At 62.4% G+C, this 19,316-nt stretch carries 15 protein-coding genes; all 15 read left to right on the forward strand.

All coding sequences use genetic code 11. The features are described 5' to 3' along the window. Positions 1-70 precede the first annotated feature (70 nt). The 15 genes from HRU82_08415 (at position 71) to HRU82_08485 (ending at position 19,313) form a co-directional block, all read left to right on the forward strand. A complete protein-coding gene (locus HRU82_08415) occupies positions 71-703 on the forward strand; it encodes a hypothetical protein (GenBank protein ID QOJ34966.1) in 633 nt (210 codons plus the stop codon). A 35-nt stretch (positions 704-738) separates the two neighbouring features. Further along, on the forward strand, positions 739-1,449 hold the full coding sequence (locus tag HRU82_08420; protein QOJ34967.1) for a hypothetical protein: 711 nt from the start codon (positions 739-741) through the stop codon (positions 1,447-1,449). 11 nt (positions 1,450-1,460) lie between these two features. Further along, the gene (locus HRU82_08425; GenBank protein QOJ34968.1) at positions 1,461-1,982 is read left to right on the forward strand and encodes a hypothetical protein; all 522 of its coding nucleotides are present in this window, start codon (positions 1,461-1,463) and stop codon (positions 1,980-1,982) included. Between the two features lie 22 nt (positions 1,983-2,004). After that, positions 2,005-2,772 (forward strand): hypothetical protein, encoded by a 768-nt coding sequence (locus tag HRU82_08430; GenBank protein QOJ34969.1) that lies wholly within the window; start codon positions 2,005-2,007, stop codon positions 2,770-2,772. Positions 2,773-2,787: 15 nt separating this feature from the next. After that, the gene (locus tag HRU82_08435) at positions 2,788-3,768 is read left to right on the forward strand and encodes a hypothetical protein (protein QOJ34970.1); all 981 of its coding nucleotides are present in this window, start codon (positions 2,788-2,790) and stop codon (positions 3,766-3,768) included. 221 nt (positions 3,769-3,989) lie between these two features. Beyond that, the gene (locus HRU82_08440; protein ID QOJ34971.1) at positions 3,990-4,778 is read left to right on the forward strand and encodes an autoinducer binding domain-containing protein; all 789 of its coding nucleotides are present in this window, start codon (positions 3,990-3,992) and stop codon (positions 4,776-4,778) included. 233 nt (positions 4,779-5,011) lie between these two features. Continuing rightward, positions 5,012-6,283 (forward strand): hypothetical protein, encoded by a 1,272-nt coding sequence (locus tag HRU82_08445; GenBank protein QOJ34972.1) that lies wholly within the window; start codon positions 5,012-5,014, stop codon positions 6,281-6,283. Positions 6,284-6,325: 42 nt separating this feature from the next. Beyond that, complete coding sequence (locus HRU82_08450) at positions 6,326-7,651, forward strand: beta-ketoacyl-[acyl-carrier-protein] synthase family protein (protein QOJ34973.1); 1,326 nt, start codon at positions 6,326-6,328, stop codon at positions 7,649-7,651. 164 nt (positions 7,652-7,815) lie between these two features. Further along, entirely contained in the window at positions 7,816-8,472 is a 657-nt protein-coding gene (locus HRU82_08455; GenBank protein QOJ34974.1) for a response regulator transcription factor, read from the forward strand. A 95-nt stretch (positions 8,473-8,567) separates the two neighbouring features. Next, positions 8,568-13,400 carry a PAS domain S-box protein gene (locus tag HRU82_08460; GenBank protein ID QOJ34975.1) on the forward strand — a complete coding sequence of 1,611 codons (4,833 nt, stop codon included), beginning with the start codon at positions 8,568-8,570 and terminating at the stop codon, positions 13,398-13,400. Positions 13,401-13,501: 101 nt separating this feature from the next. After that, positions 13,502-13,873 (forward strand): hypothetical protein, encoded by a 372-nt coding sequence (locus HRU82_08465; protein QOJ34976.1) that lies wholly within the window; start codon positions 13,502-13,504, stop codon positions 13,871-13,873. 15 nt (positions 13,874-13,888) lie between these two features. Beyond that, a complete protein-coding gene (locus HRU82_08470) occupies positions 13,889-14,038 on the forward strand; it encodes a hypothetical protein (GenBank protein QOJ34977.1) in 150 nt (49 codons plus the stop codon). Positions 14,039-14,093: 55 nt separating this feature from the next. Then, the gene (locus tag HRU82_08475) at positions 14,094-14,321 is read left to right on the forward strand and encodes a hypothetical protein (protein QOJ34978.1); all 228 of its coding nucleotides are present in this window, start codon (positions 14,094-14,096) and stop codon (positions 14,319-14,321) included. 240 nt (positions 14,322-14,561) lie between these two features. Then, positions 14,562-15,119, forward strand: a complete 558-nt coding sequence (locus tag HRU82_08480) for a TIGR00645 family protein (GenBank protein ID QOJ34979.1) — start codon at positions 14,562-14,564, stop codon at positions 15,117-15,119. A 165-nt stretch (positions 15,120-15,284) separates the two neighbouring features. Continuing rightward, complete coding sequence (locus HRU82_08485) at positions 15,285-19,313, forward strand: patatin-like phospholipase family protein (GenBank protein QOJ34980.1); 4,029 nt, start codon at positions 15,285-15,287, stop codon at positions 19,311-19,313. Positions 19,314-19,316: the final 3 nt, after the last annotated feature.

A 19,316-nucleotide genomic window follows, 5' to 3' on the forward strand; every position in this document is an offset into this window, starting at 1 on the left:
GGTTACCAGGTACGTAGCTTGCCTCTACGTAGCGCTGTCTGACCCACGACGTTCACTGGGAGGCGTCCCGATGAGGATGTTGCGCATATTCAGTCTCTTCCTGCTCGCCTCGGTCGCCGCCTGCACCACCCCGCCCGAAATCAAGCAGGCGTTGGCGGTCAAGGACCAGGCCTACGCCGAGAACGAACAACTCATGCAGCAGTACCGCGAGCTCGTCAGCCGGATCACCACGCGCCATCAGCTCTGGTACCGCCATATTCAAACCAGGCTCAAGCTCAATTTGGCGCTCCAGTGGGCGACGACCAACCCGAGACTCATCGAGGTGGCGGACCCCGACCTGGCGCTGGATGATGCCGCTGTGCTGGGGCCCGAGGTCATGGCTGTGGTCAACGATATCCGCCTGAAATCATTGCCGGAACGCAAGGGCCCGAACGGACAGCCGCTCTTCCTGGCCGGCACGGGCGACATGAGCAATCTGGTTCAGAAACTGCCTGAACTGATTTCCAGAGTGGAGCAGCTGGTGGAGCAGGATTCCAAAAAGCCCTCCACCCTCGACCTCTCCGCCTTCGACCGGTACCGCACCAACGTCCAGGCCCTGCGCCGGATCAACGGCATGATCAAACATTACCTCGATATCGACGTCACCCTTGACCGGAGCGAAGTCCAATCCCTGGGCGAAGCGCTGCAGCAGGTGCGCCGATGATCCTGCGAACCTCGCGCGCGCGGAAGGAGTCTCCGATGGTCGGACGCAATCTGTCCCTGGTCGCCCTCCTTGGGCTGCTCCTCACGGCCTCCGGGTGCCACTCGATCCACAGCGGGTCGGTCCGCGACCTCATCCAACTCGAAGGCACGAAGATCGACGCGGCCCAAACCAACATCGACACCTTTCAGAAGGAAACGGAAGAGCGCATCAAACTGCTCGAGCAGGCGCGTGCCCAGCTGCACGTGAGTTTCAAATCCCTGCAGACCATGGAAGCCAAACATCGCTTCGCGCTCGGCGCGTTTCGGAATGTGACCAACCGAAAGGGCGAAGCTGCGTTTGCCGCCGCCTATCTCTTGAGCCTCATCCACATGGCCGACGCGCAGGGGCTGGAGAAGGCCGTGTGGGATCAATTTGAGGAGGACTTCTGCGGGCTCCGAGACACGGCCAATGCGCTCAACGATTCTTGGAAACGGACCGCCACCCTCCACGCCGAGATCCAGCGTTTCGCGAAACAGTCGGCCCTGGCTTCCGTGGATCCCGAACTGGTATCCGCCCTGCTGGATCAGGCCCCCGGCAGCTCGGAACGGATCATGGAAGTCCTGGACCATTCCCGCACGGTCAATGACGCACTGGAGGAAGTGGTCGGGGCACGGATTCTTCGCATCGGCGGCTTGGAGCGCGCGCAGGGCCTGACCGCCGATCTCGTGGAACTCCTCGACCGAATGCAGCGAGAAGAGGGACAGTAACGGAGGCCTCCATGAACCGCAGCATCGAGGGTGTGGTTACCTTTCTTCAAGACAACGACAATCTCATCAAGCAGTTGATGGAGACCGCCGAGTCCGCCACGACGCAGGTCGAGCAATTGGCCACGCAGGTGGACCATGCCCGCGAGGAAGCGCGCGTGCTCGTGGACCAGCTCGGAGCGGTGGAATTCAGCGTCGGACGGGAAGACGACACCAAGGTCCGGCAGACGGCGCTGCTTGAAGCCGTGGCCGCCCTGCGCAAGAAGTTCGAAACCTACAAGAACGACCCTCTACGGCGCGGCATCTATGCGGCCGAAATTGCGAACCTGTACCTACAGCTGGCCAATACCTTCAACAACGAGACCGTCGCGCGCATCGTGCCGTTCGAAGCAGAGGAAATCACCGGCTACAAAGATCTTTTGAGCAAGGCCGTGCTGGATGCGGCCACGCGCAAGCGGCGAGCCGCGGTGATCAAGGCCGCCGCGCAGGTCTCCAAACTCGCCCTCGGCGTCGCCGGGAAATTGGCGCTGGCCTGACATGATGAGAACTCACCTCGCCATGTGGATATACCTATCGTTCCTCCTGGTCGTCGGCGCCGGCTGTACGCTCGATGCAGGCTCGCGGGGGCCGTTCGGCCCCGAAGACCCTGAAACCGCCATCCCGAAACAAGCGCTGCCCGCGCAGGTGCCGGCCAGACATGGGGTCGCCTTCACCGCCGATGAAACACCGGGACAGCATCTGAAACCAGCGATGGCCGGCACGGTTGCAGCGCCGCTGCTGACACGATCCCCGAAGACGAACGCGATGCTCACCGCCGCCGAGATCGCCGCCCTCAGAAAAGCCGCCGAGGCCGATCCGCGCGTGGCCTCGCTCCTGGGAGCCCGTTGGGGCTTCATCGAGGCGGATCGAATCGCGCCTGACGGCAAAGCCTCATTCGGTTGCTGCCGAGACGACGCGCAGTTCGCCAGACTCCTCTACTTCAGCTACAGCGGAAATGTCGCGGTCGAGGTCAGGTTGAAGGAGCAGCGGGTCATCGAAGCCACGCGCCGAGATGGGTACCTCCCGCCGGAAGGGCCGCAAGATGTCCAGCGAGGCATTGACTTGGCTCGCGCCGACTCGCGGCTGGCAGGCAAGGTGCAGACGCTGCAGGGTCATGGTCTGCTGATGCAGCCGGATAAGGGCTTCTTCAAGAACGATCCGGGGTACGGGCACCGCACGATCTGGATCACGTTTTCGCAGGGGCAGGCTGGAGATCCGAAGTTCTGGGCCGTCGTGGACCTGACCGACGACCGCGTGTTGGAGGCGGGCGAAGAGCCGCCGCGTTAGGCGAAAGGAATCGGCATGAGACGGATGACATTCGGCCTCCTCCTGGGGCTCGCACTCCTCACACTTCCCCCGACCGGCTCCGCAGAAACGACGGCGGAACATCTGGAATGGGGCCGCTGGACCCTCGACTACGAGGTCAGGGACAACACCGGCCTCGCCCTGCGCAACGTCTCTTATGGCGGCGAGCTGGTGTTGGGCAAGGCCAGTATGCCGGTCGTGCGGGTCAAGTACGTCAAGGAGCGCGTGTGGTGGAATCCGTTTACGTGGTTCGGATCGCGCGCCGATAGCGGCCGCTGCGGGCCCTTCCAGGACCGGCTGCGATGGCAAGATCTGGCCCCGATCGCCAATTGCGCCGACAACAAGGTGTGCATCGAGAGCGCCACCGTGAACGGCGTGAAGTGGCTGGAGTTGGGCGTCTACGCGAGGATCGGAGAATACCACCTCTACCAGGCCTGGCACCTCTCCGAAGACGGCGAGATACGTCCCGTCCTGCATAGCCGAGGGCTGTCCTGTAACACCGACCACCATCATCACCCGTACTGGCGGCTGGATTTCGACGTGAACGGCAACGGTCTGGATCAGGTCTTCGTGCGCGATGACGGAGGGCCGGACATAGGCTGGGGACCAGGCTGGCGGAAATATACGAATGAACGGAACGATGTCAAAAGCCCCGCGACGCACCGAGTCTGGTTCGTCCGTGACCAACCGACCAGGCACGGGGTGTGGATTCTCCCTGGTGACGGCTATCTGCCCCTCAAGGACGACGGCGAACGGGACGAATTCGGTGATCACGACGTGGCCATTCGCCGAGCGAAGCCGACCGAAGATGTACCGTGGACCTTCGGCGCCAGAGGTCAACTCGGATACGACGAAGACAACCAAGGCGTACAGGAGCAGGACATTGTCTTCTGGTACGTCGCACACCTCCCGCACATGGCCGCACTCGGCCCCACCAAGTGGCTGACCCTGGGGCCGACCTTGAAAATTCAGCGCTAGGTTCGCCCTTCTCCCTCCTGCTTTCTTCCATTGCCGTTCCTACCTTAGGCACCTTATACTAGGGTCGAATGGCCCTATATACGGATTGCCATCGACAGTACAATCGGGTAGGGCTATCCGGTCGTAGTTGTTTGATTGTGACGCATCATCACTCCTGTGGAAGCACCGTGTTGAAACGTCTTCTCTATCATGAGTCGCCGCACTGACCGGGAGAGCACCAGATGAGCCAGGCCGCGTTTTCCCCAAAGGAATTTCAACGCCTCGGGGAAATCATGTATGAAGCCCGCGCCCTGAGCCGACCGGAGGGCGTGTGGCAGTTGGTCACAGCCGTACAACAGGTCGTCCCGTTCGAATTCTCCGGATGCGGCGCCGTCAACCTCCTACACGGCATTCAACCCTCCCTCGGCCACTCTACGTATCCCAAGGAGTTTTGTCAGCTCTACATGGGGCAAGGTCTGGCGACGGATCCCGCCGTGCATCGGCTCATCACATCCGGACAAACGGTCACGTCGAGCGCGGATCAGCCGGCCGCCGCCGAATCGAGAGAAGTGGCCTCCCTCAAGCTCGATTATGGCATCAAGACCTGCCTGTCCTCCGGAGTCCGCGGAGCCACCGGCACCTGCTCCTATTTCGCCTTCAGCAACTTCGAGCCCACACAAACGGATAGGCTCCGGCTGCTGCTCGACATCCTGACGCCGCACTTCCATCTGAGTTTCCAACGCTGCCTCTCTACGTGGAAGCCACAGGCCCCCGCCACGGTCCTCCTCAGCAAACGCGAGGAGGAGATTCTGCGCTGGGTCGCCGCAGGCAAAACAAACTGGGAAATTTCCGTCATTCTCAAGGTCAGTCTGAACACCGTCAAATTCCACCTGAAGAACATCTTTCAGAAAATCGGCGTCGAAAATCGGTGGAGCGCCATCGCCTATTGGCAGAACGGCGAACAACACCGAGCCACGCCCCTGTCGCCGTCGAGCGACGATCGCTTCGCCTCACCCGACCAACCCAACTAACGCACGCGAGCCTCAGTGATTCGTTCTCCCCCGCCCGTCACCCAGTGACCGATCCGGGGAGGCGGAACCGGCCCACTCCTGTCGGCCTACCCCGACGGGTAGGTGACGTCTACCCGCGCCTCTAGTAGGGTGCGTCCACGAGAGCTTGTGCTTCGTGGAACGCATCAAGTCCCCAACGATTGAAGAACCCGGACCGGCCCGGAAGGCCTTCACAGCCCGGGAAGGAGGACCCTATGAAACAACTCGCGACGCATCCTGCCTCCATGGAAGCCACGTTCACGCTCCTCGATCTACTGCAGCAACGAAAGACCCGACGATTCGGCCGCGGCATGACGCTGCCCGACGGCCCTCTTCAGTATGTGAGCCGGCACGAACCGCTGCCGCTGAGCCGGGAAGAGGAGCGGTATCTGATTTATGCCGCAGTCGGTAAGACGGGCCGCAATCTGGGCGACATGCACTTCACCGGTCGTCCCGGCGCCAACCACGGCCAGGGCAACGCCTTGATGAACTTCCGGAGCCGCACGGTCCCCAGCCCCTGTGCCGCCCATACGACCCAGCTCTTCTACACCAACGACGACGGCGTCTTCTTCGTCGCCGAGTCCGCATCCCCCGACCACCCCTGGGATCTGGAGGTGGTACAACTGCAAGACTCGCGGCTGGAGATCCCGCGGCAGGCGCCCTTCATGCTGCCGTTCAATCAGTGGTACACGAACCGTCCCGGCACAACCCTCTTCATCCCCGTCACGAACCTCGCGCTCCTGTACCTCAACCTGCTGTTGATGATGTTCAGCGAAGAAAGCGGGTACTTCATCGTCGACACCGACAACGGCAACGCCGCCTGCGGGCTCGATGCGTTCCGGAAGAGCGCCGGCGGGCACCTGCACGATGATCTCGCCATGCGCCGCATGTTCAGCCTGCGCGAATTGGAGGCTGCCATCAGCGAAACGGCGGTTCAGGAACAAGGCATCATCTGCGAGCACATCGTGCTGATGCAGCAGGCGCTCGGCTTGGGCGGCGGCATTCAAAGCGTCGGCAGCGGGCGTCATCTGCTGGGGCTGGAGCCACACCTCTATCCGGGTCTAGGCTTCCGCTTCGTGGTGCCGCCCGGGAAACCCTTGCGCGCCAATCCGGTTGGTTTGCCAGACCTGTGGGAGGGGCCCACGCCGCCCTTCGTCCCTTCGATGACCGAGGCGGTGACCCGCTTGGTGGAGGCGAAGTTCGGACCGGAAGGCACCTATCGCAAAGCCGGCCAACAGCCGTGGACCGGCGCGGCCTCCGCCAGCCGGGTCCCGCAACATTCCGAGCGAGCGGTCGCCGCCACGATCGCCTTTGCCGAATATGTGCAGGCGACGTACGGACGATTCCCGGCGCACGTCGACGCGTGCAAGTCGGTCGTGGCCTGTCAAACGCACCATCTCGACGAAGACTTTTACGCTACCTTTTATCCTGAATCGGCCTTGCCGGAGGCGCATCGCGAACACATGCACGTCTGGCACGCGTCATGACGACACACAACCTTTCCTCTCTTGAACACACAGGAGGACATTATGAAGCGCTCTGCATCACGTCGAGTCGTCATCACGGGGATGGGCGTCGTCTCTCCCCTGGGCTGCACCGTCGATCTGTTTTGGCATCTGTTGAGCCGGGGCGAGAGCGCGGTGAAACCGATCACGTCGTTCGACACCTCTCCCTTTCAGGCCTGTCTGGCCGCCGAGGTCCAGGATTTCGACCCCGAAGACTTTTTGCACCGGAAACAGGCGCGCCGCATGGGGCGCGCCACGCAATTCGCTGTGGCTTCCGCCATGATGGCGGCCCGCGACTCGGGCATTGATTTGGAGCACGAAGATCGTGCCGCCATCGGCATCAGCATCGGCACCTCCATCGGCGGGTTAAAGGAAGCTTTCGATTTCCATGACGCCGCCAGGCAAACGGCCTATGGACGGGTAAATCCCTTTACCATGGGCATGACCTTCCCCAACGCCATCTCGTCCGAGGTGGCCATCGTGTTGGGACTGCACGGTCCCTGTGAAACCTATTCCATCGGCTGCTCCTCGACGGCCAATGCCATCGGCCGCGCCTACGAATGGATCAAGTCCGGCCAGTCCGCAATCGTGGTGGCGGGAGGCACGGAAGCTCCGCTGCATCAAAGCATTTATGCCGCGATGGATGCCGGCCGCGCGCTGGCGCCGGATGGTCGCGGAACCATCCGCAATCTCCCACGCCCCTTCGACAAGACACGCTGCGGCATGGTGCTGGGGGAAGGGGCCGGCTGCTTCATTCTGGAGGAGTACGAGCACGCGCGCGCCCGAGGCGCCAAAATGTACGCCGAGCTCGAAGGGTGGGGCTTCACCTGCGACGCCCATTCGATGATCAAGCCGGCGGCCGACGGGCACGAGCAACGTCGAGCGGCGGCGCTGGCCCTGTCGACGGCCCATTGGTTCCCTGAGGAAGTCGATTATGTCAATGCCTGCGGGCTCGGCACGATGGAGTTGGATGCGCTCGAGACCGAAACCTTGAAGCAGGTCCTGGGGGACCACGCCTACCGTGTCCCGGTCAGCTCGTTCAAGGCGGCGCTGGGACATGCCTTCGCGGCCAGCGGAGCCTTCCAAGTCATTGGCACCGCCAAAGCCATGGAGCACCAGTTCATTCCTCCTACCCTGAACCTGACAACGCCGGACCCCACCTGTGACCTCGACTACGTCTCGGGACGGGGACGCTCGGTCCACCTCGACCGGGCGCTGATCAACAGCTTTGGATTCGGGGGCAAGAATATCGTCCTCGCGCTCTCGCGTGTGGATGTGGGCGTCGCGGGCACCGCCCCGATGGCCGCCACACAATCCCACCATATGAGCCACTTGGTCGGAGTGTCCTAGGTGCGCATGGCAGAGACCATCAGCAAGACAGCGACGAGCGGCCGGGAACGGGATCGGACGGGGCGGCGGCATCACCGTCGCCGCTCCGTGACGGGCCCGGCCCGGAGCATGCAATCATTCACTGGAGCAGAAGGAGACCATCCACAAGAGTTGGGTACCACATCATGACCATGACACAAACCAAGACCACACAGGTATTCATCGTCAATCCCCAGGAACTCGTTCGAGTCGGACTGCGTACGCTCTTGGCGACGCAGGACGATTTCGCCGTCGCCGGCGAATCGTCCTCCCGCGGGGAGGCGCTGCCGCTCCTCCTTCACACCAAGCCCGACATCGTCATCCTGGACCTCCGGGCCCAGGACGGGAAGAGCATCAACACCGCCAAGGAAATCCTGGCGCATCTCCCGCACACACGGCTCCTCTTCCTCGCGGACAACCTCAACGACACCATTCTCCTGTCCGCCGTCGCGACCGGGGCACATGGGTATGTTCTACAAGACGCAGGCAACGAGACCCTACTCCAGGCCCTACGCTCGCTGGCCAAGGGGCAATCCTTCCTCGATCCGGGAGCGACGCGCCAGACGTTCGCCTATCTTCGCAAGATTGCAGACCGGGAACCGGAATGGGGGCAACATCTGCTGTCGCCGCAAGAGCGACGACTCTTGCCGCTCGTGGCCCAGGGGAAGACCAACAAAGAAATCGCCGCCGAACTCGGGTTGAGCGACAAGACGGTCAAAAATTACCTCGCGAACGTCTACACCAAACTCCATCTGACCAGGAGGTCCCAAGCCGCCGCCTTCTATCTGAAACATTTGTCCTGAGCGGCGGCGTTCCGCGCCGTCGCTCAAGTTCGCCTTTCTCACTGCCGACAGAGTAGCCACACAGCCCCTCGGCCTTCACGAGGCACTCTGTCGGCATGTACCATTTCCCCTCTTTCCATCTCGGCGACATGACGGCCTGCAGCGCGGCCCTGCGCCGGCTGGGCGACGATGCAACCGGCCTCCAGGACGTGGCCGGCCGCATCGTCGCGCATCTGTACCGCTCCTTCACCATACTCGGCACCGATCAGCCCGCCTGCGTACTCGTTCGGTTGTTCAAAACCATCCGCTACGACCGGCTCGCACCCGAACTGCAGCGCCTGGCCGCCCAACGGATAGGCGGCGCGCCTGCCGATCCCTCCATCGCCTGCCTGACCCTGCTGGGCAGCGCGGGAGTGATCCCCGGCTGGAATGATCCCACCCAGTCCGGTCGATTTCGGGTGATCCCGCTCAGTTCTCCGGAGGAAGTCGATCGGCTGCCCATGTTCAGCCAACTCTTTCATCAAATCGGTTGGTCCCTTCCCTCTCGCACCCAGCCGTCCGCCGACCTCTTGGTCGATCGGCAGGAACACGCCTTCAATGTGTTCCATATTCTCCAGGCCGCCGGCAGCCCCTATGTGCCGGCGCAGGAGGAGTTTGTCGGACCGTTCGGCGTCCGTTCCGTGCTGGGATTCGGTGCCGTCCTGCCCGACAACGAACTGTTCACCGTCATCCTCTTCAGCAGAGATACGATTCCTGAGAGCGTCGCCCAACTGTTCAAATCCCTCGCCCTCTCCGTACAAGTTGCGCTGGCTCCCCATGTCGATGGAACGGCGGCCCCCGAGAACCGCGCCGGCTCATCCGTCCGCGGCGCCCAGCCCATCAACGCCCTGTGCGGCGCCGATCCGAAACAGGCGCGCATCGACGAGTTGGAACGACTCCTGAGGGTGCACGAGGAAACCGCCAGAACCCAAGCCGAACAGATCGACATGATCGTGAAGGGCTCCGGAATCGGCACCTGGGATTGGCACATTCCCAGCGGCCAGGTGGTCTTCAACGAGCGGTGGGCGACAATGCTGGGGTACGAGCCGGCGGAGATCGAACCGCATGTGCGGGCCTGGGAGCGGCTGGTCCATCCCGACGATAAACCGGCAATCATGCAAGCCGTGGCCGCTCACCTGCGAGGAGAAACCCCGGTATATTGCAGCGAACATCGATTGCGTCACAAGTCGGGAGCTTGGCACTGGGTCTACGATAGCGGGAAAGTTCTGGTACGCGATGCCGGCGGAGCCCCCATTCGCGCCGCCGGCATCCATCTGGACGTTACCGAACGCAAACAACTTGAACAGGCACAGGCCAGGGCGCAACAGGAGATTCGCGATCAGCAGCAGGCGCTCCACCATGCGCAAGCGTTGGCCCATCTAGGCTCCTGGGAATGGGATATCGTCACAGGGGCCGAACGCTGGTCCGATGAACAGTTCCGGGTCTTCGGCTATGCGCCGAACCAAATCTCCCCCACGTACGATCTTTTTCTCCGCGCGCTCCATCCGGATGATCTGCTGCGGGTGCGAGAGGCGGTCGACGCTGCCCTCCATCGGCACGTCTCCTACAATATCGACTGCCGCATCATCCGTCCTAGCGGTGAGGTTCGCCATGTGAATTGCCGCGGCCTCGTCCACCGCAATGCCGAAGGGCAGCCGATCCGGATGGCGGGCACCGTCCTGGACCTGACCGAATCGAAGCAGGCGGAGTCGGCCCTGCGCGCCAGCGAGACCCAGATCCGCTCGATTTTTGAGACGGCGATCGAAGGAATCGTCGTCATCGACGACCATGGCAAGATCGAACAGGTCAATCCCGCCCTGGTCACTCTCCTGGGATACGAAGAACAGGAGTTGGTCGGACAGAACATCAGCATGATCATGCCTTCGGCGCACCGCGGGGACCACGACGAGTACCTCGCCAACCATCTGATCATCGGCAGAGGGTCCATCATCGACATAGGCGGGGAAGTCGTAGCTAAAAGAAAAGACGGTCTCTGTATCGACATTCATCTGTCGGTCAGTGAAATGCAGGTGGGGAGCGCGCGCAAGTATACCGGGATGATCCGCGACATCACGGGACGGAAACGGATCGAGGCCAATCTCCGAAAAAGTGAGGAGCGGTTCCGTCAACTCGCCGAACATATCGATGCCGTCTTTTGGCTCACGACCCCGGACAAGCATGAAGTACTGTACGTCAGCCCGGCGTTTGAAACGATCTGGGAATGTCCGCGGGCCACCCTCTACGCCAGAGCGGATTCTTGGCTCGAACATGTCCATCCCGATGATCGGGAACGTATCGCAAACGCCTCAGCCTGTCAGGCCTCCTTCCCCTACGACGAGGACTACCGCATCGTGACACCGAGCGGAGCCGTCCGCTGGATTCGAGACCGCAGCTTTCCAATCAGGGATGAGAAGGGTACGGTCTCTCGCCTGGCCGGAATCGCAGTCGACATCACCGCCGCCAAAACCATGGCGGAGAAGGTGGGGGCCAGCGAAGCCCGATACCGCGCCCTGGTGGAGCTCTCCCCCAACGCCATCTTCGTCAACTGCGGGGGACAGATCGTCTTCGCCAACCAAGCCTGCCTGCAATTGCTGGGCTGCAAGACCGCACACGACCTCCTGGGAAAACCCGTCATGCACATCGTCCATCCCACCTTCCGTTCGCGGGTGGCAGAACGGATCGTGGCAATGGAATCCGGCCGGCAAGTAGCTTCCCCCATCGAGGAGCAATTGGTGCGACTCGACGGGACTGTCATCGATGTGGAAGTAACCGCCGCCGCGATCACCCACGAGGGGCGACCCGCCATACAGGTCATCGCGACGGACATCAGCGCCCGCAAACATCTTGAGCAAGCCCTGCTCTCCACGAACCTGCAACTGACCGCCATCCTCAACGGCGCAACCCACGAATCCATCATCGCCACCGATCCGAAGGGCCTGATCACCACCTTCAACGCCGGAGCGGAACACCTCTTGGGGTATGCCGCGTGCGAGATAGTCGGCGAGCGATTCTTGCCCCACTTCCACCTTCCCGGAGAATTGGAGGCCCGTAGTCGTCAGTTGAGCGAACTGTATGACCGCCCCATCCAGGGGTTCGAGGTCTTGACTCGGAACGCCGAGAGCGGAGGCTTCGACGAGCGGGAGTGGACCTATGTATGCAAGAACGGCGCTCACCGGACCGTCCTGCTGACTATCACGGCGCTGCGTCAGGAAAACGGCACGCTGACGGGCTTTCTGGCCATGGGCAAAGACATCACCCGCCGCAAGGAAGCCGAGGCGGCGCTGGCCCAAGCCCGTGATGAGGCCCTGCGCATCGCTCAACTCAAGACCGACTTCCTTGCCACCATGAGCCACGAGATCCGCACGCCCATGAACGCCATCATCGGCATGACCGATCTCCTGCTCGAAACGGCCCTCACCGAGGAGCAACGAAGTTTTGCCGACACGGTGCGCCGCTCCAGCGATGCCTTGCTGACGTTGGTGAACGACGTTCTCGATTTCTCGAAAATCGAGGCGGGCAAACTCCACTTCGAAAACATCGACTTTGACTTGCGACTGACGGTGGAGGATACGCTCGACCTGCTCGCGGATCAGGCGCAGGGGAAGGGGCTCGAACTGGTCGGCTTGGTCGAGGCCGCCGTCCCGATGGGGGTACAGGGCGATCCGGGGCGTCTCCGGCAAATTCTGGTCAACCTGGTGGGCAACGCCATCAAATTCACCCCGTCGGGCGAAGTGTTCGTCCATGTCAGACGAGACGACAGCGGAGATCCGAACCTCCTCCGCTTCAGCGTCACCGATACCGGCATCGGCATACCCACGGAAGTCCAGTCACGCCTATTTCAAGCCTTCGTCCAAGCCGACAGTTCCACGACGCGTCGCTTCGGAGGGACCGGGCTGGGACTTGCCATTTGCCAACGACTGGTCGCGCAGATGGGCGGCCAGATCGGCATCGAGAGCCAGCCCGGTGAAGGCAGCACGTTCTGGTTCACCGTACGCCTCCCCGAAGCAGCCATCGCGCCGCCCGCCTCGGCGGGTTCGTGGGCCGCACTCAACGGTTGCCGCGTGTTGCTGGTCGAGCAGAACGGCAGGGCCGAACGCACCCTTCGACAACAACTGACGAGTCGCGGGATGGATTGCACCTGCGCGCTCAACGGCAATCAAGCCATCGACATGGCCATGACGGCTTCGGTCACCCAGAAACCCTTCGACGTCGCCTTGATCGAACTCTACCTGCCCGGCATGGATGGATTCGAGACGGCTCGTCGCTTGAAGAACGATCCGCTCACCTCCGGGCTGCGGGTGGTCATCCTCACGACGGTCGGCCGACGCGGCGACGGCGAGAAGGCCCAGGCCCTCGGCATCGACGCCTATCTGACGAAGCCGATCCGTCAGGCCCAACTGTTCGACTGCCTGACCCTGCTCCTGAAGGGGCCGAGTCCGGTCTCCCAACCGGGCGTCGTAACGCCACAACCGTTGATTACCCGTCACACCTTGGCGGAGTCGGGCGGGTCCGGCACACCGCGCCTCCTGCTGGTAGAAGACAATCCGGTCAACCAGAAAGTCGCCTGTAAGATGCTCGAAAAGCTGGGGTATCGAGTCGATGTGGCGGCCAATGGGCTGGAGGCCGTCACAGCCCAGGAACGAAGCCCCTATCCGCTGATCTTCATGGATTGCCAGATGCCGGAAATGGACGGGTTCGAGGCGACGGCTCTGATCCGTAAGAAAGAAGGCAGAACGGCACACACGCCGATCATCGCCATGACGGCGAACGCCCTGTCGGGGGACCGCGAACGATGTCTCGCCGCAGGGATGGACGATTACCTGGCCAAACCGATTCGTCCGACCGACCTGCAGGCGATCCTTGATCGCTGGCTCGTCCAAACACACAGCAAGACGGGGACTGAGGGATAACCGGAACGATGCCTCACGCCCGTCCATCCATTGCCCCATAGACCGCGACCGGACAGCGCGCTGCCCCCCACATCCTCAACGTCCTGCCGGCCAATGTCGCCGTGCTCGATGCCACGGGGACCATTCTCGCCGTCAACGAAGCCTGGAAGCGCTTTGCCGCCGCCAACGGCTTCAACGGCGAGGGCCACGGCGTCGGGCTCAACTACCTGCACATCTGCGACGCGGCCGGTGCCCACCAGGACGCCTCGCACATAGGCCAGGGCATTCGCCACATCCTGGACGGCACCATCCGCGCCTTTTCCTACGAATACGAAAGCTCCAGCCCGTTCCTTCGCCGTTGGTTCCGCGTGATCGTCACCCCGCTCCAAGGCCATCAGAGTTGCCCGAGCCCTACCATTCCGAGCACGATCAATACCTGTTCAATTACCTTTCGTCGGATCAGAAAAAGGTCATCGGGGTCGGCCGCGAGGTGATGGGCCTTCGCAGCAATGATGCTGGTCGATGGCGGCAAGAAATTCACCGGCATCGTGCGCGATATCTCCTCCCGCAAGCAGGCCGAGAAGAACTGGGAGTTGTCGGAGCCCGTGATCAAGCCATCCGCGCCGGGCAGGCAAAGGCCGATTTTCTCGCCACCATGAGTCACGAAATCCGCACCCCCATGACCTGCGGCTCACCATCGAAGACACGCTGGACATGTTGGCGCCGACCGCCCAGTGTAGAGAACTGGAATTGGTCGGGCTGATCGACGCCCAGACACCGCGCAAGGTGATGGGAGACCCCGGCCGGATCCGTCAGGTCCTGCGCATCGACGATGATCCCACCTCCGTCACACTCCGCTTTGAGATCATCGACACCGGCATCGGCCTGAGTCTCGAAGCACAGGCCAAGATGTCCACATGCCGGGGATGGCCGGTGCGGTAGCCTACCGCACGAAACCGATCCGCGAACGCCAACTGGCCGACTGTATTCTGGCTCACTGGTCCCGGGCGTCGCTTTCAGCCACACGACTCCTTCGCCGGACAGTCCCTCGATGACGAGGCCGTCGCAGGAAGCGGTCGGACCGCTCGTGCTGCATGCCGAGCGATTTTCTCCGCGCCCCACGATTGACAGAATCACACGCGCCCACTAGGATACGCGCTCACCAGGAGGTCGAGTGCACGCGTGAGTCATCCGTCCCCGTCCCAACCCGCATCGTCGTTCTCAGCTCCCCATAATCGAGTCGAACAGTTGTTCGAAGCCCTGGTGTTCGGCAGCCGCTGGATCCAGGCGCCGCTGTATGGGGGCCTCATCGTCGCGGAACTCCTCTATGCCTACAAATTCCTGGCGGAACTGTGGGACATGGTCTTCCATATTCGCGACCACAGCGAAACGCTGTTCATGCTGAGCATCCTCTCCTTGATCGACATTACGATGGTGGCCAACCTGCTCACCATGGTGGTCATCGGGGGGTATGCCACCTTCGTGAGCAAATTGGATCTGGAGCACCATCCCGACCGGCCGGATTGGCTGAGTCATGTCGATCCCGGCACGATCAAGGTCAAACTCGCCGCCTCCCTGATCGGCATTTCCAGCATCCATTTGTTGAAGGCCTTCGTCAACGTCGCCAATGTGCCCATCGAGCACATCAAGTGGCAAATCTTCATCCACATGACCTTTCTGGCGTCGGCCATCCTATTGGCCTACACCGATAAGCTCATGCAGCGCGACCGGCGGCATTAATCCACGCGTATCGGTTGCGATACAGCCTGTATCCAATTCGATAAGACCGGCGCGTAGCGGCGGCAGAGACCTTCGGAGCGCCTTCTGTCTCCCCGACTGTGCGTGGGCGGCACATGCCTTGCTTTCCATCAACGTGAGCAGGCGGAGCGGCCGGAGCTTCCCACCATGAAGCAAGGCAAGCACCTCAGACTCGCTGAAATTCTTACAGAAGAAACCGAACTGCTGGATGGCCCCTTCCCGGATCACCACCCCGTGAAGGTACTCTCCAAGGACGATCCCGCCGGAACGCGAGACAAAGAGCTTCTCGACGAACTCCGTCGGCACGTCCACGCCCGACACCCGAAACGCGCGGGGCTCTGCTTCTCGGGCGGCGGCATCCGCAGCGCCACCTTTGGGCTGGGGGTCTTGCAGTCCCTCGCCCGCCTGCAGCTGTTGGATAAGTTCGATTACCTCTCGACCGTGTCGGGCGGAGGCTACATCGGCAGCTGGCTCACCGCCTGGATCCACCGTCACCCTCGGGGACTCTCAGGCGTGATAGACGACCTGAACCACGCCCCCAAGACCGGCTCGGCTGAAGCGCCGCCACCGATCCAGTGGCTCCGAAACTACAGTAACTACCTCAGCCCGCACTTGGGATTTTTCTCCGCCGATTCCTGGACGCTGTTGGGGATCTATCTGCGCAATCTGCACCTCAACTGGATGGTCCTGTTGCCCCTCCTGCTCTTCCCGCTGCTGATCCCGCGTTGGACCATTGCGCTGACGCAGTTGAACACCTGTACGCAATCGCTTCCGGCTTGCGGGGCGTCGCTTCAGAGCTATGCGCCCTTCCTGGTAATAGGCGGATTGGCCTTGGCCGTCGTCGCGCTCATTTATCTCCATCTCTGCCGTCCCACGCTTCGTACGTATCGACGGGACCGCTGGTGCCAACAGTTGGAATCACAAGGATGGTTTCTTCGCGTCTGCCTGGTCCCCTTGATCCTCTCGGTCTTCTGCCTCACCACGGCTTGGGCCTGGTATCGGAACGGCGGCGGAGCGCCGGAGCGGTTCACCTATGGACAGGCCATCGTGGGCGGCATGGTCCTTCATACCGGCAGTTGGCTCTTCGCCATGGCAGTGCTCAAACGTTGGGCCTCGCCCTCCTGGTGGTTACTCGGAGAAACCGGAGCTGTGATTGCCACGGGAGGCCTGGGCGGCTTACTGCTTCGAAGCGCCCTCGCGAAAGTGCCCGATCACCTCGTCGTCTCAACGTATGCCGAATGGTTCGCCGGTTTTGCGGTACCGGCCGTCCTGGCGATCTTTCTGTTGACCGCCACGGTATTCATCGGGCTCGCCAGCCGGTTTACGGAAGAGCAGGATCGCGAATGGTGGGGCCGCACCGGTTCCTGGATGCTGATCGTGATGGTCATCTGGTCGGGGCTTTCGACCATCGTCATCTTTGGCCCAGGCCTCGTCAGCTGGCTCACGCCGACCGTCGCCGCCTCCCTTGGCGGCCTCTCCGGCCTCGTGACCTTGGTCTTGGGATTCAGTGCCAAGACCACCGCGCAACAGCAGGAAGAACGGTCGACGGTCACCGCGCTCACCGACCTAGTGGTGCGGGCGGCCGCCCCGTTGTTCATGGTCTGCGTGCTTATCGCCCTGGCCCTCGGCGCCAGCTGGCAATTGGACCTCTTCGCCCACCAGTACCACATGCACCTGAACGATCTCGTCGATCCCAAGCAGACCGGCCTGGGAATCTGGACCGATCCCTGGGGCCACGATCAAGTCCTGCACCATACACCTTGGTGGCTGCTGTTCCGGTTCACATTGACCGTGCTGTTGCTCGGGCTGGTCATGTCCGTCTTCATCAACATCAACCGCTTCTCACTCCACGCGATGTACCGCAACCGCCTCATCCGCGCCTACCTGGGGGCTTCACGCAGGAAAGCGGAGCGGGAAGGAACCTTCAACCCCTTTACCGGCTTCGACAACCTCGACAACCCGGCGATGAGCGACATGCGGTTCGACGAGGTGCGCATCGCCCGGTGGTTCCATGCGAAACACATGACCGTTCCCACCCGCAAAGCACTGGATCTCTATCGGCGGATCCCTCACCCAACACAGGACCAGCAGCAGACCATGCGGACGACGCTGCAGAAGGACCTGGCGGACGCTCGCCAGCGCAAGGTCTTCAGCCACGTCGCGCATGAGTTGCGTCTCGGGCCGGCTTCCACGGCGCCCCTCACCGCGTTGCAACAGCCGGGCACGGTCGGCGGACAGAAGGCGAGCGAGTGGTTTACCGCGCTGTTCTTGAACGGCCTGCACGAGCATACCCCGCGCCCCCTTCACCTGATCAACGTCGCGCTGAACCTGGTAAAGGGTGACAACCTGGCATGGCAACAGCGGAAGGCCCAATCGTTCACCATCAGCGCCCTCCATAGCGGCAGCTGGAATCTGGGGTACCGCCGATCCGAAGACTACGGCGGCAACCGCTACATCGGCCAGCCGCTCTCTCTGGGCACGGCGCTGGCGATTTCAGGAGCCGCCGCCAGCCCCAACATGGGCTACCACTCATCCTCCGCGGTGACCTTCCTGTTGGCGCTGTTCAACGTGCGGCTGGGCTGGTGGCTCGGCAATCCGGGACCGGCCGGCGCCGACACCTATCGGAAGGCGTCGCCCACATTATCGATCAGACCCCTGCTGGCCGAAGCGTTCGGACTCACGGATGCCTGCCACCCCTATGTCTACCTATCCGACGGCGGACATTTCGAGAATTTGGGTCTCTACGAAATGGTGCTCCGCCGCTGCCACTGCATCCTCGTGGTGGATGCCGGCTGCGATCCTCGGCTCAATTTCGAGGATCTCGGCAACGCCATCCGCAAGATCCGGATCGATCTCGGCATCGATATCGAAATCGACCTCGAGCACATCAAACCACAAGGCGAGGCAACAGCCGGCAGCCGCCACCATGCCATCGGCTTGATCCGTTACGACCGGGTGGACGCGAACGCCACCGCCGGCACCTTGATCTACCTGAAGCCCTCGCTGACCGGCAACGAGCCGTCGGACGTGCTGGACTATGCCGCGCGCCACCCCGCGTTCCCCCATGAATCGACGTCGGACCAGTTCTTCGACGAAGCGCAGTTCGAATCCTATCGCCGGTTGGGCGAGCACGTGACCCAGGAAGTGCTGCGCCCCGCCGTTCACGCAACCCGTCAGGACTTTTCCACCCTCTGCCATGCCCTCCGCTCCCACTGGGTAGCCACGCCTCCGGGCATGCGCGAGTCCTTTCTCGGAGAAACGGACGACCTCAGGGACCTCGAACGGCTCCTGCGCGACGACCCGGATCTCCTTCGGTACGATCTGGAAATCTACCCGGAACTGCGGACGGTGTTCGGCATCGATCCGGGCGACACCCCCATGAACCCTCGCGCCGCCCTGCACACGTGCAACCTGCAAATCCAGTTGATGGAACAGGTCTACCTCGCCGTCCATCTGGACGAGTTTCACGTCCACGCGCTCAACCGCGGCTGGATGAACCTCTTCCGTCGCTGGACCTCCACGCCGACCTTCCGGCTCTTCTGGCCCACGCTCTGCGGCATGTACAGCCAGCAGTTCGTACGCTTCGCCGAACAGCACCTCAATCTGGGTCTCGACCACGTCGTGGTGATCGAACCGATGGGCAGGACGAACGACCTTGCCTCGCTGTTCAGGGAATTGTCGATCGAATGGGGAAGTGAACCGGCGTACGCGGAGCGGTTTCTCGAAGCCGTGCGGCACCCGCTGCCCTTGGAGGAACCGACCGGCGACCACATCCGCCGCGCGGCCTGGCAAGCGCGGCTGAATGCCCAGCCATCCGGTCCCGACCGGTCCGGTTCCGGCGAGGTCCTGGCGGTGGTGGCGGCCATTCGTCTGTCGGTTGAGGGCCATCGGCTCGCACTCTATGGCTGGGTGAGACCGGCCTACCGCGGCTTGGGATTCGGCGGGCGGTTGTTCCAGACCGCCATTCAGGAACTCCAGCGCTCCTATCCCGGCCATGGCTTGATCGTGGATCTAGGCCCCGAGGACCCGTCCTGGGCCGGCACGTCCGCGCGCAACCTCGGCTGGCTACGGTTCTATGAGCAGTTGGGGTTCACCAGGGACCGGACGGATGCGAGCCGCTTCCGCATGTGCCGGCTGCTGTCGTTGAACGTGGACCAGACGGACCGGGCGTCGTAAGGC

It is taken from the genome of Nitrospira sp. (assembly GCA_015709715.1).
Lineage (GTDB): Bacteria > Nitrospirota > Nitrospiria > Nitrospirales > Nitrospiraceae > Nitrospira_A.